The sequence below is a fragment of the Sphingomonas sinipercae genome, from assembly GCF_011302055.1.
GTDB lineage: Bacteria > Pseudomonadota > Alphaproteobacteria > Sphingomonadales > Sphingomonadaceae > Sphingomicrobium > Sphingomicrobium sinipercae.
In genome coordinates this window covers 736,746-753,045 of the sequence record NZ_CP049871.1, presented here as the reverse complement: position 1 = coordinate 753,045, position 16,300 = coordinate 736,746, and the positions used below count along the sequence as shown (strand labels likewise).

Here is a 16,300-nt window from a genome sequence, read left to right as displayed (position 1 = left end):
CCCCTCCGGCAACTCCCGTGCTCCCACCGATACCGCCGCGTCCATTGGCATCCCACAAACACTGCCGGGCCTTTCGTATTGCCGGCAGCAGGCTTATCGCAGACCGGATTTTTGCGAGGAGGAAGATGTGGCCCGCGCCTGGCACCTGATGAGCCGTCCCGAAGGCACGCCGACGGCGGATAACTTCGCGTTGAAGGAATATACGCTCCCCCAACTCACCGACGGCATGGTGCACGTGCGCAACCTGTTCCTGTCCGTCGATCCGTACATGCGGGGCCGGATGAACGAGGCGAAATCCTACATTCCGCCATTCGCCATCGACGCGCCGATGGAAGGCGGCGCGATCGGGACGGTGATCGAGTCCAACGCCCCTGACTTCGTTCCGGGCGACCTCGTCATCCACATGGCCGGCTGGCGCGACGAAGCCGTGCTTCCGGCCAAGGCCCTGCAAAAGGCGCCCAACATCTCGGGCGTCGAGCCGCAAGCGTTCCTGGGCATTCTAGGAATGCCGGGAGCAACCGCATATTTCGGCTTGCTCGACGCGGCCGAGGCCAAGGGCGGCGATATCGTTTTCGTCTCCGCTGCCGCCGGCGCGGTCGGGTCGTCGGTAGTACAGATCGCCAAGGCCAAGGGGATGACCGTCGTCGGTTCGGCTGGCGGACCCGACAAGTGTGAGTTCGTCCGATCGCTCGGCGCCGACCAGGCGATCGACTACAAGTCCGGCTCCCTGCTTGTCACATTGCGCGAGGCGGCGCCCGAAGGAATCGACGTTTATTTCGATAATGTCGGCGGCGCCCACCTCGACGCCGCCTTCGCGCGCGCCCGGCTTCACGCCCGCTTCGCTTTGTGCGGAATGATCGATGGCTACAACAGCCGCGAACCGGCGCAATTCCGCTACATCATCCGTATGATCGCAATGCGCATCACCATGCGCGGTTTCCTCTACGGCGACTATGTGTCGCGACTTGGCGAGTTCTACCGCGACATGGGCCAATGGGTCAGCGACGGCCGGGTCAAGTCGCGCGACACGGTGATGGACGGGCTGGAGAGCACGCCGGAGGCGTTCTTGGGCCTGTTCACCGGTACCAACACCGGAAAGATGCTCGTCCGGGTCTAGCGGTTGAACTTGCAGGCGGCTGGATTGCCGCTTTCCAGGCCGGTGCGCAGTGCCGCCATGCGCTGTGCCGACGTGCCGTGGGTGAAGCTTTCGGGGACTACGCGGCCCTGCGTCTGACGTTGCAGCGTGTCGTCGCCGATCGCTTCGGCGGCGCGCATGCCTTCCTGTATGTCGCCGGCTTCTAGCGCCGAGGTTCCGTCGGGGGCCTTGGCATTGGCCGCCCATACCCCGGCGTAGCAGTCGGCCTGGAGCTCCACCCCGACCTGCACCTGGTTGCCTTCGGAACGGCCAAGCGAAGATTGCGAGCGTTGGGCCTGGTCCAGCGTCCCTTCGAGATTCTGGACGTGATGACCGGCTTCGTGAGCGATCACATAGGCACGGGCAAAGTCACCGTCGGCGCCGAACCTGGTCCGAAGCTCGTTGAAGAAGGCCGGGTCAATGTAGATCGTCTGGTCGGTCGGGCAATAGAACGGGCCCATCTGCGCCTGGCCGAAGCCGCAACCGGTCTGCGTGCCGGAAGTGTAGGCCACCATCTTGGGCTCGCGATAGGCAGCGCCGCTCTTGCGGAAGATTTCGGTCCAGACGTTATCCGTGCTGCTCAGCACGGCCGGAAGGAATTGCGCGGTCTCCGGATCGAGCCGCGATTTGGCGGTACCCTGAGTCTGGGTCGGAGCCCCGCCGGTGCCGCCGGGAAGCAGGCTCCCGCCGCCGCCAAGCGACTGCAGCGCACAATAACCAAGCAGCAGGAACAGCACGCCGACGATCCCGAACCGGCTCGCCACGAGCGGAAGGAGGCAGCCGAGCATGTTGCCGCCGCCGCCCAGCCCGCCGAAGCCGCCGCCGCTTTGTCCGGTGCGGTCAATGAAATCGTCGTCGTTCCCGCCGCCCAGCCGCATCGATAATTTCCTCCTGTTGCGGATGCGTAATGCACCAGCCGCCTTGGCGGTTGCAAAGGGACGGCGACCGGCGGCATTGGGTGGCCATGACACTCACTGGCAAAGTCGCACTCGTTACCGGATCCACCTCGGGCATCGGCCTGGCCATCGCGCGAGCCTTGGCGGCGGAAGGCGCGAAGGTGATGATCAACGGCTTCGGCGATGCCGGCGCGATTTCGGCCATCGCGGAGGAGCTTGGCGCCCTTCACGATGACGCCGACATGTCCGATCCGGCCGCGATCGAGCGCATGGTCCAGCGCTGCGCCGACGCGCTGGGCGGGCCGGATATCCTGGTCAACAATGCGGGCATCCAGCACGTTTCGCCGGTCGACAGTTTCCCGCCCGAAAAGTGGGATTCTATCCTGGCCGTCAACCTGTCCGCGGTCTTCCACACCACGCGGATCGCGCTTCCGGCAATGCGCGGGAAAGGCTGGGGCCGGATCATCAACACCGCGTCCGCCCACAGCCTCGTCGCTAGCCCCAACAAGTCCGCCTACGTCGCCGCCAAGCACGGCGTTGCCGGCTTCACCAAGACCGTCGCGCTGGAAACCGCCCGCGACGGAATCACCGCCAATTGCATCTCGCCCGGCTATGTCTGGACGCCTTTGGTCGAGAACCAGATCCCCGACACGATGAAAGCGCGCGGCATGACTCGAGAGCAAGTGATGAACGACGTCCTGCTCGCCGCGCAACCAACCAAGCAATTCGTCACGCCCGAGCAGGTCGGCGCCCTCGCCGCCTTTCTGTGCCGTGACGAGGCGGCGGCAATCACTGGCGCCAACATCAGCATGGACGGCGGGTGGACGGCCCAATAGGCTGCGCGCCATGCGAAGCCTGACCCTTACAGCCTTATTGATGCTCGGCGCCTGTTCGGCGGTGCCGGGCCCGCGGATGATCGCTGCCCCGACCGGCGATTGGCGAAGCGTCGCCACGGCCGACGATCGCGGCCGGCTGTCGGGCTGGCGAAGTGCATTCACGAGTGCGCTCGACGCCGCTCGCCGGGCCGGGCACGGGGACGACATTGCCCGAGAAGGCGTGTTGCTTGCACCCGACGCCGCCCTTGCTGGAGCAGCGATCCCCAACGGCGATTACAAGTGCCGGGTGATCAAGCTTGGAGCGAAATCGGAGGGTCTGCTCGATTACGTCGATTACCCCTTCTTCCGCTGCCGGGTCGAACAGCCGGGATCGCTGCAAAGCCTGATCAAGCTGAGCGGCTCGCAGCGGCCGGTCGGCCGACTGTTCCCGAATGATGCGCTGAGGCAGGTTTTCCTCGGCACGTTGGTGCTGGGCGACGAACCGCGCGCGATGCAATACGGGCAGGACGAGCAGCGCGACGTTGCCGGTTATCTGGAACGCATCGGCCCTTCCCGCTGGCGGCTGCTGATGCCGCGCCCCCATTTCGAATCGCAGCTTGATGTCATGGAGCTGGTCCCCGTCTCCTGAGGAGTTTCCCCGCCATGTCCCGCACCATCGCTTTCGTCGCCGCCGCGCTTGCAACCGCCGTCCCTGCCCCGGCTTTCGCGGCCACCCTGCGCGAGGCGGTTGCCGCCGATATGCCGCAGTTGATGGCGCTGTACCGCGACCTGCACGCCAACCCGGAATTGTCGATGCAGGAAGTGCGAAGCCCGGCGAAGCTCGCTGCCGAGGCACGCAAGCTCGGCTTCGCCGTGACCGAGAACGTCGGCAAGACCGGCGTCGTTGCAGTGATGAAGAACGGGCCGGGGCCGGTGCTTCTGATCCGCGCCGACATGGACGCGCTGCCGGTGCCGGAACAGACTGGCCTGCCCTTTGCGTCCAAGGTTATCGGCAAGCTGCCCGACGGAACGCCTAGTCCGGTGATGCACGCCTGCGGCCACGACACGCATATGACGAGCTGGCTGGGAACCGCACGGCGGATGGCGGCGGCCAAAGATCAATGGTCGGGCACCCTGGTGATGATCCTTCAACCCGGCGAGGAGATCGGCGTCGGCGCGAAAGCGATGCTCGACGATGGGCTCTACACGCGCTTTCCCAAGCCCGACTACGCCCTTGCCTTCCATGACGCTGCGGCCCTGCCCGCAGGACAGATCGGCATCACCCCAGGCTATGCGCTTGCCAACGTCGACAGCGTCGACATCACGGTGAAAGGCGTCGGCGGCCACGGCGCCTATCCGCACACGACCAAGGACCCGATCGTCGTCGCCTCGCGCATCGTCTCGACGCTGCAAACCCTCGTGAGCCGCGAAAACGACCCGCAGCAACCGGCGGTCGTCACCGTCGGCAGCTTTCATGCCGGCGCCAAGCACAACATCATTTCCGAGGAAGCGAAGCTGCAACTGACGGTGCGCAGCTACACACCCGAGGTTCGCAAGTTGCTGCTCGACGGGATCAAGCGCGTCGCTCGCGGGGAAGCGATCGCCGCCGGGTTGCCCGAGGACCGGATGCCGGTCGTGACGGTGCGCGAGAATGAATACACCCCATCGACCTTCAACACCGAAAAGTTCTCCGGCCGGGCGTTGGCGCTGTTCAGCCAGAACTTCGGTACCCAGCGCGTCGTGAAGACACCCGCGGTAATGGGCGGCGAAGATTTCAGCCGTTTCTGGCTGGCCGACAAGTCGATCGAAAGCCTCATCTTCTGGGTCGGCGGCACGCCGACGGCCAAGTGGCAGGCGGCCGGCGGCAACCCGCAGAAGCTGCCATCCATCCACAGCCCGTTCTGGGCGCCGGATGCCGAAGCGGTTATCTCAACCGCGACGGAAGCGCTGACGCTGGCCGCGATGGACGTGCTGAAGAAGGGCTAAGCGCTCGCGGCGTCGAGCCGGTCCAGTTGCGCCGGCGTCAATTGCAGGTTTAGCGCCGCCACCAGCTCTTGCGCTTGCGACAGGCTCGTCGCGCTTGCGATTGGCGCGGTGATCGCCGGCTGAGCCATCGTCCAGGCGAGCGCAATCGCGGCTAGCGAAGCGCCGGACTCCACCGCCACGGCATCGAGCGCCTCGAGGATTTTCGGCCCCTTGCCGTCCAGATATTCGAGGTTGCGAAGACCGCGCGGGCTTTTCTCCAAGTCGTCGCGGCTACGGTATTTGCCGGTGAGGAAGCCGTTGGCGAGGCTGTAATAAGGGAACACCGCCAGCCCGTGCCGCTGCGCCGAGTCCCGAAGATCGCCTTCGAACTTCTGCCGTTCAACCATATTGTACCAGGGCTGCAGGGCCGTCGGTGCCGTCAGCCCGTTGTCCGCCGCTGCCGCCATCGCTTCGTCGACCCGGCCGGCGGAGAAATTGGACAGGCCGACCGCGCGGACCTTGCCGCCTTTGACGAGCCGATCGAACGCGCCGAGACTGTCGGCCAACGGCACGTCGGCGTCGTCCTTGTGCTGATAATAAAGATCGATCGTTTCCACGCCGAGCCGCTCAAGCGATGCTTCGCAGGCCGCTTGGATCGTTTCCGGCTTCAGGCCGGTCATCATCCCGACCTTGGTGGCGATCACGACCTGGTCCCGCTTACCGGTCCGCTTCAGCCAGCGCCCGATGAGCCGCTCGCTCTCGCCGCCGCTGTGCCCGGGCACCCAGGCCGAATAGACGTCCGCGGTGTCAATCATCGTGCCGCCCGCCGCAACGAAGGCGTCGAGCACTGCGAAGCTGTTGTTCTCGTCGGCCGTCCAGTCGAAGACATTGCCGCCGAGCGCGAGTGGGGCGACGCTAAGGCCGCTGCTGCCGATTGGGCGTTTGCTGGTCATTCCGCCCTCCTCCGCCACTTGCATTGCCTCCGCAAGACCCGGCCATTCAGAGAATATTTGTAAAGTTTAGCGACACCCACGCGATGTCGGTAGATTTGACGAAAGCGAAGCGCGGATGATCGGCCAGTGGACCAATGCGTTGGCCGCCGCAGCGTTCGCCGTGCTGTTGGCATGGCGACTGTTTTCAGGGGCTCGCCAGCCCGGTCATTGGATGCTCCTCGCAGGCTTCGCGGTCACTGCCTGCTGGAGCTGGCTCGCCGTGGTCATGCCCGGCAGCGCGGTGGTGCAGTTCGCGGAAACGGCACGCAACCTCGTCTGGATCGGCCTGCTACACAGCATGGCGGACCCCAACGGACAGGAAGCCCAGCAGAAGGGCGTCCGCCTGGTTTACGGCGCGGTTTCGGCCGTCCTCGGCCTTCAGCTCGTCGTCGATGCGCTGACCCTGTCGGAGGCGGGGGCAGCCAGCCAGGATACCGGGCGGCTGCTCCGGATCACGGCCGCTGCCGGCGCGCTCGTCCTTGTCCACAACCTGTACGGGCAGGCGTCGCCAGGAAGCCGGTTGAGCATTCGCCATGCGATGCTGGCCCTGACGATCGGCTGGACCTACGATCTCAACCTGTACACCGTCGCTTACCTCGACCCGGCTCGCGCCGGATCGCTGTTTGAATGGCGCGGCGCAGCGATTGCACTGACCGGCGGCTTCTTCGCGCTTAGCGCCCGGCACGAGCAGGGCTGGCGGGTGCGCCTGTCCCGGGCGGCCACATTCCAGTCGCTCTCCTTGCTTGCGATCTGTGCTTATTTCGCGCTGATGGCGATCATCGCCACCGCGCTTCGCGGCAGCAGCCTCGACTGGCCGCGCACGCTTGCCATCGCTGTCCTCGCCGGCCTCACCGTCGCCGGCATGGTGCTGGTCCCGAGCGCCCGCGCCCGCGCGTGGGCGAAGGTCAAGATGGCCAAGCACTTGTTCGAGCATCGCTACGATTATCGCAGCGAATGGCTTCGGTTCACCGCCACCCTGGGCCGCAATGGCAGCGCCGATCGGCCGCTCGGCGAACGGGTCGTCAAAGCCTTCGCCGACATTCTCGAAGCCCCGGGTGGCCTGCTTCTCGAATGCGATGCGGGCGGCGCTCTGATCCTTTCGGCAAGCCACGGCTGGCCCGGCAGTTCGCCGCGTGCCGAGCGCGGCGAAGACGGTCGGGCATTCTGGGCCGTCGCCGGGGCGAACGGGCGAATCGTTGAAGTCGATGCCGTTCGCCACGGCTGGGCTCACGCGCAGGACCGCGCGATTCCGTTGCCGCAGTGGATCCTCGACACGCCCGAAAGCTGGGTCGGAGTTCCGCTGATCCATAACGACCGAATGACCGGCTTCCTGCTCCTCGCCGCGCCGGAATACCGGCGTCCGCTCGACTGGGAGGACTTCGACTTACTGCGGACGGCCGGGCATCAGGCCGCCAGTTCGCTGGCGGAAGCGCAAACCCAGCGTGCGCTGTCGGATGCGCAGCGGTTCGAGGAGTTCAACCGCCGCTTCGCCTTCATCCTGCACGACATCAAGAACCTGGTCAGCCAGTTGTCGCTGCTCACCCGCAACGCGGAACGCCACGCGGAAAATGCCGAATTCCGAAGCGACATGATCGCGACCCTCAACAGCTCGATCGGCAAGATGAAGGAATTGCTGGCGCGGCTTTCGCCGCAGGCGGTCGGACGAACCTATCGCGCCGAACCGCAGGCGCTTCGCCCCATCGTCTCGGCCGCCATCGCCGCGAGGCGCGGTCGTCACCAGCTGCTGCTGCTGGGCGACGCATCCGCCTGGGTTCATGCAGACGCCCCGGCCCTCGAGCAGGCGCTATGTCACCTCCTGCAAAACGCCGTCGACGCCAGCCCGGCGGACCAGCCGGTCACCGTGCGCATCGACCACGACTCCGCGGAGGTCGCGATCACGATCACCGACAAGGGCGTAGGGATGGACCCCGATTTCGTCCGCAACGCGCTGTTCCAGCCGTTCGTGTCGAGCAAGCCCAATGGCTTCGGAATCGGCGCTTTCGAAGCGCGGTCGCTGATTACTGCGATGGGCGGGCGGATCGGGGTCGAGAGCGCGCCCGGCAACGGCACCGTCTTCACCATCCGCCTCCCGGCCGCGCAACCGACCGAGCTTGATGAACGGAAAACCGCATGAGCGAAGCAATTGCCAAGCCCAAGCTGCTGATCGTCGAGGATGACGAGGGCCTGCAGCGCCAGCTGAAGTGGGCCTATGAGGACTATGAGGTCGTTGCTGCGGGCGACCGCGCCTCGGCGATCGAAGCGCTGCGGCTGCACGAGCCTTGCGTCGTTACGCTCGACCTCGGGCTTCCGCCCGACCCTGACGGGACAACCGAAGGCTTCGCTATCCTGACCGAAATCCTCGCGCTCAAGCCCGACTGCAAGGTGGTCGTCGCTTCCGGCCACGGCGAGCATGAAAGCGCGCTTCGGGCAATCGCGCTTGGCGCATATGATTTCTACCGCAAGCCGATCGACATCGACGAGCTTGGCCTGATCGTCGCCCGCGCCTTGCGGCTGCACCAGCTTGAGGCGGAGAACCGCCGGCTCGAAGCCGCGATTGGCGACACGGTGCTCGGGTCGATGATCAGCGCTTCGCCGGAAATGTCGAAGGTCGCGCGCAGCATCGAGCGGGTGGCGTCGACCAATGCGTCGGTCATGCTGCTGGGCGCCAGCGGCACCGGCAAGGAGCTGCTTGCCCGCGCGGTCCACGAGCATAGCGGCCGCTCGGCCGGGGAATTCGTCGCCATCAATTGCGCCGCAATTCCCGAAAACCTCCTGGAAGCGGAGCTGTTCGGCTATGAACGCGGCGCCTTCACCGGGGCGGTAAAGACCAACGTCGGGAAGATCGAACTGGCGCAGGGCGGCACCCTGTTCCTCGACGAGGTCGGCGACATCCCTCTGCCGCTACAGGTCAAGCTGCTGCGCTTCCTGCAGGAACGAGTCATCGAACGCATCGGCGGGCGGCAGCAGATTGCCGTCGACACGCGCATCGTCTGCGCGACGCACCAGGACCTGGAAGCGATGATCGCCGACGGCCGTTTCCGCGAGGACTTGTATTACCGGCTGGCGGAAATCGTGATCAAGATCCCGCCGCTAAGCGAGCGGGTCGGCGACGCCGTGCTGCTGGCCCGGCACTTCGTCAATCGCTTCGCCAAAGAGATGAACCCGACGGTGCACGGCCTTGCGCCCGATGCGGTTGCCGCGATCGACGGCCACAGCTGGCCGGGCAACGTCCGCGAGCTCGAAAACCGCATCAAGCGGGCCGTCATCATGGCCGACGGCAAGTTGATCTGTGCTTCCGACCTCGACTTGGCGGGCGACCAGGGCGCCGGCGACGCCATCATCAATTTGCGCAGCGCCCGTGAAAGCGCGGACCGGCGCGCCATCCACCAGGCGCTCAGCCGAACGGATAACAACATTTCCGGCGCCGCGAAGCTGCTCGGCATCAGCCGACCGACGCTCTACGACCTACTTAAGCAGTATCAGATCGCGAGTTAGCCGCGGCCGGGCAATCGCGCGCCCGGACCTCAACGCGACGGTTACGAGCGCGCCCGGCCGGGTTGTCGCTGCCGTCTTCATTGGCGTTTGGAGCAACCGGGCGGCGTTCCCCAACGGCAACAACGGCGATGCGGTCCGGCGCGATGCCCTTGTCCACGAGGTAGTCGCGAACGAGTTCGGCGCGGCGCGTCGAGGCCCGCAAGTTTTGCTCGTCCGATCCGCGGGAATCCGTATGCCCGCTCACGACGAGGCAGGAACCCCGCGCCAACTGCGGCCAGGCAATCACCTCATCGAGCTTGGCGGCCGCCGTGTCCGGCAACTTACCTGCGACTTCGAAGCTGATTGTCGCTTCGGGTCGCGGTTCAGGTGCGGGCTCAGGCGTTTCGGTCTCCTCCAGCACTTCGTTGCGGATAATCGACTGGGACTGGCCGGCAGCAACCGAACCAACGGTCGAATTTTCCGGCACACGATTGGCATCAGTGTCCGAACCGGGCCCTCCCTGGCGCCCGCAAGCCGAAAGGAGGACTGCGCCGGCCAGGAGAATTGCACGCATTCTTATCATGGCACTGCTCCCGTCGTTGGCTCTTCCGCAACTCCGACCCCCGCTTGCGGGGGCGCATGAATGACGACCGCTTCGTCCGCAGCGGGCTTCGGACGACTGGCATGGGTAAAGAAGCGCAATCGCCCGCCCTTGCCCATGATCAACAGCGGATCACCGGCTGCGGCCGCATGTTCGAGATCGACGGTGCCGCCCGGCTCATCGGGCTCTACGACGCGCAAGCGCCAGCCTTGGGCATAGCGGCGGTTGAGTTCTTCGACACCCACCCCCGACGAAAACAGCGCCCGGCCGCGCAGGTCAGGCGGCAGGCGGCGTGGGTCGCCGTCCTCGCTGTCGCCAATCTGGTAGACCGAATCCCGCCCAATCTCAGGCGCGAATTCGGAGCAAACAAGCGCGTTATAAGCTTCATTGTCGGTAGCCGAAATCAGCGCCTGGAACTGCGCGATGTCGAGGTAGTCTTCAGTCGCTTCCGCAAGGATTTCGCCGTGGTAGGTCTCAACCCCGATGGCGCGCGCGGCTGAAAGGCGCTGCCAGCTGCTGTCCGCGACGAGGACCGGAACGTCGTACTGCTTGAGCGCGGAGGCGAGCGTTAGCATCCAGGGAGGGCTGCCGACCACCAGCAAACCCTGGCGTTGCCCTTGGGCGACGCCCAGCAAACGCGCCGCCGGCCGTGCACCGAAGCCGTAAACGAGGATCGTGCCGGCCACCACCGCGAACGATAGCGCGACAAGCGTCCCGCCATCGCTGTAGCCGATGTCGTCTAGCCGCAGCGCGAACAGGCCGGAAATGGCCACTGCCACGATGCCGCGTGGGGCCACCAGGCCGACGAACAGTCGCTCCCGCCATGGCATTTTGGTGCCGATCAACGAGATCAGAACCGTCGCCGGCCGAACGATCAGGACAAGCGCGAGGACGAACCCGACGAAACGCCATTCGAACCGGGCAAGCGTTTCGAGGTCGAGGGAGGCGGAAAGGATGATGAACAGCCCGGAGACCAGCAGGACTGTGACGTTTTCCTTGAACCGCATGAAGTCGCGGGCGCTGGATAAACGCATGTTCGCCAGCGACATGCCCATGACGGTGACCGTCAGAAGCCCGGTTTCCTGGTAGACAAATTCGGCGCCCACGAACGTAGCGATGACGGCGACGAGTAATACCGGCGACTTGAGGAATTCCGGGATCCAGCCTCTCGGGAAAGCGAATGCGATCGCGCGAGCAGCAGCGTATCCCAGGACGCACGCGAACGCCGAGGCCGTGATGAGCACGAGCAGGTTATTGAAGTAGGTACCGCCAGTCTGCGACTGCCGAAGCCACTCGTAAGCGACGACGGCGCATAACGCTCCAATCGGATCGTTGACGATGGCCTCCCACTTCAGGATCGCGCGCGGCCTTGGGCTGACCTGTGTCTGGCGAAGCAGCGGCAATACGACGGTCGGGCCAGTGACCACGAGGATCCCGGCGAACAGGATGGCGACGGGGAGCACCAAACCGGCGATGTAGTAACAAGCGATGCTGCCAAAAACCCAGCCGATCGGGACACCGAGAACGACTAGCCGCTGTACTGCCCCATCGGAGCGGTGCAGTTCCTCAAGTTTGAGGTTGAGGCCGCCTTCGAACAAGATCACCGCCACCGCAATTCCGATGAGCGGCTCAAGCAGCGTGCCGAGATCGCGATGAGGGTCGATCAGGCCAAACACCGGACCGACGAGAAATCCTGCGGCCAGCATAAGCGCGATTGCCGGCAACTGCGTGCGCCAAGCCAACCACTGAGCGCCGATTCCGAGTACGCCCACCAGCGCCATCATGAATGCCGTTTCGTGCATTCTGGCCGTGATAGAGAACCCGCCGCCTCTCTAAAAGCGGAAGCAGGCAAGCATTCGACCGTCGCGCGAAGGCGACCTTAAGATCTCCAGCGATGGACCGACGGCCAGGTCATCAAAGCGGCGCCCCTAAGGTGAGCCTAGTTGATCGGCCATCTCCGCGACCTCGAGCCAGCGGTGCTCGGCGGCCTCCTTCGCCGCGCGCTTCGCGGCGATGGCGTCCATCAGTGCCTGGAAGCGCTGCGGGTCGCGGACGTAAAGGTCGGGATCGGCGAGCGTGGCCTCGTCGGCGCGGATTTCCGCTTCGAAGCGCTCGATCTCGCCCGGCAGCCGATCAAGGTCGCGCTGATCCTTGTACGATAGCTTTCTGGCGGCTTGCGCGGGCACGGCTTTCGGCGTGCCTTTGGGCGCGCTTTGACTCCGCGTCGCTGGACGATCCGTCCGCCGCCGCTTGGCCCAGTCTTCATAGCCGCCGGCAACGATATCGACCTTACCCGACCCGTCGAGCCCGAGCGTGACCGTCACCGTCCGGTCGAGAAAGTCGCGGTCGTGGCTGACCAGGAGCACGGTGCCGTCATAGTCGGCGATCACTTCCTGCAGCAGGTCCAGCGTTTCAAGGTCGAGGTCGTTGGTCGGTTCGTCCAGCACGAGCAAGTTGGCCTCTCGCGCAAATTCGCGCGCGAGCAGCAGCCGCGACCGTTCTCCGCCCGATAGCGACGCGATCGGCGCATCGGCGATCGCCGGGTCGAACAGGAATTGCTTTAGATAGCCCTTCACGTGGGTGCGGTGGCCGCGCACGTCGACCCACTCCCCGCCGTTGGCGAGCACGTCGCGGACGCGCTTGGCCGGGTCCATCAGCTTGCGCTGCTGGTCGATGACGATGCCGGACAGAGTCTTGGCCCGCGTGACCTTGCCGCTGTCAGGCTCCAATTCGCCGGTCAGCAGCTTGAGCAGCGTCGATTTGCCGGCTCCGTTGGGCCCGACCAGGCCGATTCGGTCGCCGCGCTGGATCCGCAAGGTGAAGTCCCGGATGATCGGGCGTGCGTGGAAGGCCTTGCTGACATTTTCGGCGTCGATCACCGTCTTCGAGCGCGCGTCGTCCTTGGCCAACGCTAGCTTGGCCGCCCCGGGGCCGCCGATCATCGCTTCGCGCTGCGCTCGCATTTCATGGAGCTTGGTCAATCGCCCCTGGTTGCGCCGCCGCCGCGCGGTGACTCCCCGTTCAAGCCAGCGAAGTTCGAGCGCGAGCTTGGAATCGAGCTTCTCCGCGGCGCGCGCCTCCTCTTCGAAAACCCGCTCAGTCCAGGCTTCGAAGCCGCCGAAGCCGATCTGTGCCCGCCGCAGATTGCCGCGGTCGAGCCAGATGCAGCTGCTGGTCAGCCGCGTGAGGAAGGTTCGGTCATGGCTGATGACGACCACAGCGCCGGTGAACCGCTTGAGCCAGTCTTCCAGCCATTCAATGGCGCCAAGGTCCAGGTGGTTGGTCGGCTCGTCGAGCAAGAGGACGTCAGGCGCCTGCGCCAGCGCCCGGACGATTGCCGCGCGGCGGCGCTCGCCGCCGCTCGCCGTCGCCGCGGGCCGGGCGAGGTCGATCCCAATCTGGTGGGCAATTGCTTCCGCCTCATGCTCGGCGGGCGCGTCATTGCCGGTCAGCACCCAGTCGAGCAGGCTTCCATCCGCCGGCATCGCCGGGTCCTGCTCCAGCAGGACGACCGTGGTGCCCGGGACGATCGTTCGCTTGCCCTCGTCCGGGTCGATCAATCCCGCGAGGCATTTGAGCAGCGTCGTCTTGCCCGCACCGTTGCGACCGATCAGCGCCAGCCGGTCGCGCTCCCCGATGTAGAGGTCGAGGCCGCGAAACAGCCAGCCTTCCCCCTGGATCAGCCCAAGTTTTTCATAAGCGAGGATCGGCGCGGCCATTGGGCGCTCCTAAGGCTGAACGCCCGTTCAAGGGAACCCGCACGCGCTGCTTGTTGCAAATATGCTTCAGCCGTCTGCCTGAATGCGCCGCGACCGCAGCATTCATAGGCCATTCAATGGTTTGTGCTATTGGGCATCTCAGAGATAGTCATGAACCTGTTGCGTACCTTCATTGCCGCCGCTTTCGCGGTTGGGCTCACCGCATCGCCCGCGCTGGCCGACCCGCCGCGCGACGCCGATCGCGCATTCCGTGCGACCAAGGAAGGTCGCTCGATGCCGCTTCCCCAGATCAAGCGCCGGGTCATGCCGATCATGGGCGACGATGTCGCCGTCGATCTCGGTCCAGAGCTTCGCGGCGACAGCTATCGGCTCAAGTTCATCCTCAAGGACGGACGGGTCGTGTGGGTCGATGTCGATGCCGCGACCGGGCGAATCCTTCGGCGCTCTCACTAGGCGCCAGCGCCTTGCTTGCGGATTGACATTCCGCCGCACAGTTCCACTGACTTGTTTCGCCCAAGCAACCGTTCAGCTTTGCGCGTGTTCATCTAGCCGAACCGTCTCAGGGGACTGAAATGCGCGTACTTATCGTCGAAGACGAACCCAATCTCGGACGCCAGTTGCGTTCGACGCTCGAAGGCGCCGGCTATGCCGTCGACCTCGCCACCGATGGCGAAGACGGCCATTATCTTGGCTCCACCGAAGCCTATGATGCCGTCGTCCTCGATCTGGGCCTGCCGGAAGTGGACGGCCTGACCGTGCTCGACCGCTGGCGGCGCGAAGGGCGCAAGATGCCGGTGCTGGTGCTGACGGCCCGGGACAGCTGGTCCGACAAGGTCGCTGGCCTCGACGCGGGCGCCGACGACTATCTCGCCAAGCCATTCCAGACCGAAGAACTGATTGCGCGCCTCCGCGCCCTGATCCGGCGCGCCTCCGGTAATGCGTCCTCAGAATTGATCGCCGGCGACATTCGCCTCGACACCCGTTCGGGCAAGGTCACCAAGGCGGGCGAGCCGGTGAAGCTCACCGCGCAGGAATATAAGCTGCTCAGCTACCTGATGCATCACAAGGGCAAGGTGGTGAGCCGGACCGAGCTGATCGAACATATCTACGACCAGGATTTCGATCGTGATTCCAACACCATTGAGGTGTTCGTGACGCGCATCCGCAAGAAGCTTGGCGCGGACGTGATCACGACCATCCGCGGCCTCGGCTACAGCCTGGAGGATCCGGGCGCGTGAATGCCAACGCCGCCCCGGTGACGGCGGCGGCCGACGACATCGCGGCCGCCGGACCGCTCCGGCGACGGAGCCGGACCGGCTCGCTGACCCGGCGCATGATCGTCGTCGCGGCGCTGTGGATCGGAATTTTGCTGCTCAGCGGTGGGTTCGCGCTGGACCGGGTGCTCAGCCGATCGATCCTCGACAACTTCGACAAGCAGCTCGCCTACGTCCTCAACTCGATGGTCGCGGCCTCGGAGATCGGCCCGGACGGGGAAGTGCGCTTCAGCCGGCCGCCCGCCGACCAGCGCTTCATCGAGCCTTATTCCGGCGCCTACTTCCAGATTTCCGGGCCCGGCGCCGACACCTTCCCCTCGCGGTCACTGTGGGATCGGCGGCTCCAGGTGCGCCCGACTCACTTCGACGCGACCCCGCATTTCTTCGATTCGAGCGAGTTCGCCACCGAACCGCTGCGGATTGCCGAGCGCGACATCATCCTGCCGGGGTCGGACACGCGCTGGCGATTCCAGGTGGCGGAATCGCGCGAGCGCATCGACGATCAAATCGATGGGCTTCGCCGGACGCTCATCTGGAGCTTCGCGGCGCTCGGCGCCGGGCTGCTGATCCTTGCCGCGCTACAGACGGTCTACGGGCTTTGGCCGCTGCGGCGGGTCCAGCGCGAGGTCGCGGCGATCCGATCAGGCAAGAAGTCGCGAATTTCGGACGATTTCCCAACGGAGATCCGGCCCCTGACCGAGGAAATCAACCAGCTGTTCGCGCATAGCGAGGAACAGGCCGAGGAAGCCCGCCGCCATGCCGGCAACCTGGCCCACGCGCTGAAAACCCCACTGACCGTCATCACCAACGCCGCCACCGCCAATGCGCCGGAGCTCGCCGACACGGTCTGCCGAGAAGCGTCGCAGATGCGCCGGCAAGTCGATCACCATCTTGCCCGGGCGCGCGCCATCGGTCGCCGTGCGTCGGCCCAGGCCCGCGCCTGCGTTTGGGACAGCGTGCAAGCGGTCGAGCGCGCCGTCGATCGCCTGTACGAGGACGCCACCGTCGATATCGCCGGCGACAAGGCGGTTGAGGCCAGGGTCGAACGCCAGGATCTCGACGAGATGATCGGCAATTTGGTCGAAAATGCCGCGAAATATGGCGGCGGGCGCGTGTTCGTGACCGTCGAATCCCACGGCGATAGCGTCGATATCGTGGTCGAGGACGACGGGACCGGCATCCCCGCCGAACAGCGCGAGGCGATTTTCGCCCGCGGGGCGAGGCTGGACACCGGCAAGCCCGGCACCGGCCTTGGCCTCGCCATCGTCCGCGACGTTGCCGAGATTTACGGCGGCTCCGTGCACCTTGAAGAGAGCGAGGATCTTGGCGGGTTACTGGCCCGCCTCACCCTCCCGGCCGGCTAACGTCCCCGCACTTTCGTCGAAATCCGACTGGCGTGGACGGGCCGGTTGTGGTCTCTCCGCCCCAA

Annotated in this window: 14 protein-coding genes; 9 read left to right on the top strand and 5 right to left on the bottom strand. The window is 65.5% G+C overall.

The annotated features are described in order from the left end of the window. Window positions 1-127 precede the first annotated feature (127 nt). On the top strand, window positions 128-1,117 hold the full coding sequence (locus G7078_RS03800; protein WP_246166466.1) for an NADP-dependent oxidoreductase: 990 nt from the start codon (window positions 128-130) through the stop codon (window positions 1,115-1,117). On the opposite strand, the gene ypfJ is transcribed toward G7078_RS03800, so the two are convergent. Continuing rightward, complete coding sequence (gene ypfJ, locus G7078_RS03795; RefSeq protein ID WP_166093150.1) at window positions 1,114-2,013, bottom strand: KPN_02809 family neutral zinc metallopeptidase; 900 nt, start codon at window positions 2,011-2,013, stop codon at window positions 1,114-1,116. The two genes, G7078_RS03800 and ypfJ, sit on opposite strands and share 4 nt — an antisense overlap. Window positions 2,014-2,099: 86 nt before the next feature. Between ypfJ and G7078_RS03790 the strand changes: the two genes are divergently transcribed. Genes G7078_RS03790 through G7078_RS03780 form a run of 3 tightly spaced genes read left to right on the top strand, consistent with a single transcriptional unit; the run spans window position 2,100 to window position 4,832 of the window. Next, window positions 2,100-2,867, top strand: coding sequence for a 3-hydroxybutyrate dehydrogenase (locus tag G7078_RS03790; protein ID WP_166093148.1), 768 nt, complete (start codon window positions 2,100-2,102; stop codon window positions 2,865-2,867). Between the two features lie 10 nt (window positions 2,868-2,877). After that, window positions 2,878-3,495 (top strand): DUF4893 domain-containing protein, encoded by a 618-nt coding sequence (locus G7078_RS03785; protein ID WP_246166464.1) that lies wholly within the window; start codon window positions 2,878-2,880, stop codon window positions 3,493-3,495. 14 nt (window positions 3,496-3,509) lie between these two features. Further along, window positions 3,510-4,832: an amidohydrolase gene (locus G7078_RS03780; protein WP_166093146.1), complete on the top strand. Its 1,323-nt coding sequence runs from the start codon at window positions 3,510-3,512 to the stop codon at window positions 4,830-4,832. On the opposite strand, the gene G7078_RS03775 is transcribed toward G7078_RS03780, so the two are convergent. Further along, entirely contained in the window at window positions 4,829-5,764 is a 936-nt protein-coding gene (locus G7078_RS03775) for an aldo/keto reductase (RefSeq protein ID WP_166093144.1), read from the bottom strand. The two genes, G7078_RS03780 and G7078_RS03775, sit on opposite strands and share 4 nt — an antisense overlap. A gap of 115 nt (window positions 5,765-5,879) precedes the next feature. On the opposite strand from G7078_RS03775, the gene prsK reads away from it, so the two are divergent. Continuing rightward, the gene (gene prsK, locus G7078_RS03770; RefSeq protein ID WP_166093142.1) at window positions 5,880-7,937 is read left to right on the top strand and encodes an XrtA/PEP-CTERM system histidine kinase PrsK; all 2,058 of its coding nucleotides are present in this window, start codon (window positions 5,880-5,882) and stop codon (window positions 7,935-7,937) included. Further along, entirely contained in the window at window positions 7,934-9,298 is a 1,365-nt protein-coding gene (gene prsR / locus G7078_RS03765) for a PEP-CTERM-box response regulator transcription factor (protein WP_166093141.1), read from the top strand. Before prsK ends, prsR begins: the two co-directional genes overlap by 4 nt. Here prsR and G7078_RS03760 read toward each other — a convergent pair. The 3 genes from G7078_RS03760 to G7078_RS03750 form a co-directional block, all read right to left on the bottom strand. After that, window positions 9,273-9,851 (bottom strand): OmpA family protein, encoded by a 579-nt coding sequence (locus G7078_RS03760; protein ID WP_246166462.1) that lies wholly within the window; start codon window positions 9,849-9,851, stop codon window positions 9,273-9,275. The two genes, prsR and G7078_RS03760, sit on opposite strands and share 26 nt — an antisense overlap. Window positions 9,852-9,856: 5 nt before the next feature. After that, window positions 9,857-11,680 (bottom strand): cation:proton antiporter, encoded by a 1,824-nt coding sequence (locus G7078_RS03755; RefSeq protein ID WP_166093137.1) that lies wholly within the window; start codon window positions 11,678-11,680, stop codon window positions 9,857-9,859. 126 nt (window positions 11,681-11,806) lie between these two features. Beyond that, the gene (locus G7078_RS03750; protein WP_166093135.1) at window positions 11,807-13,597 is read right to left on the bottom strand and encodes an ABC-F family ATP-binding cassette domain-containing protein; all 1,791 of its coding nucleotides are present in this window, start codon (window positions 13,595-13,597) and stop codon (window positions 11,807-11,809) included. 150 nt (window positions 13,598-13,747) lie between these two features. On the opposite strand from G7078_RS03750, the gene G7078_RS03745 reads away from it, so the two are divergent. The 3 genes from G7078_RS03745 (at window position 13,748) to G7078_RS03735 (ending at window position 16,235) form a co-directional block, all read left to right on the top strand. Further along, complete coding sequence (locus G7078_RS03745; protein WP_166093132.1) at window positions 13,748-14,050, top strand: PepSY domain-containing protein; 303 nt, start codon at window positions 13,748-13,750, stop codon at window positions 14,048-14,050. Between the two features lie 119 nt (window positions 14,051-14,169). Beyond that, window positions 14,170-14,835, top strand: coding sequence for a response regulator transcription factor (locus tag G7078_RS03740; protein WP_166093130.1), 666 nt, complete (start codon window positions 14,170-14,172; stop codon window positions 14,833-14,835). 95 nt (window positions 14,836-14,930) lie between these two features. Further along, complete coding sequence (locus tag G7078_RS03735) at window positions 14,931-16,235, top strand: sensor histidine kinase (RefSeq protein ID WP_166096101.1); 1,305 nt, start codon at window positions 14,931-14,933, stop codon at window positions 16,233-16,235. The last annotated feature ends 65 nt before the right edge of the window (window positions 16,236-16,300 follow it).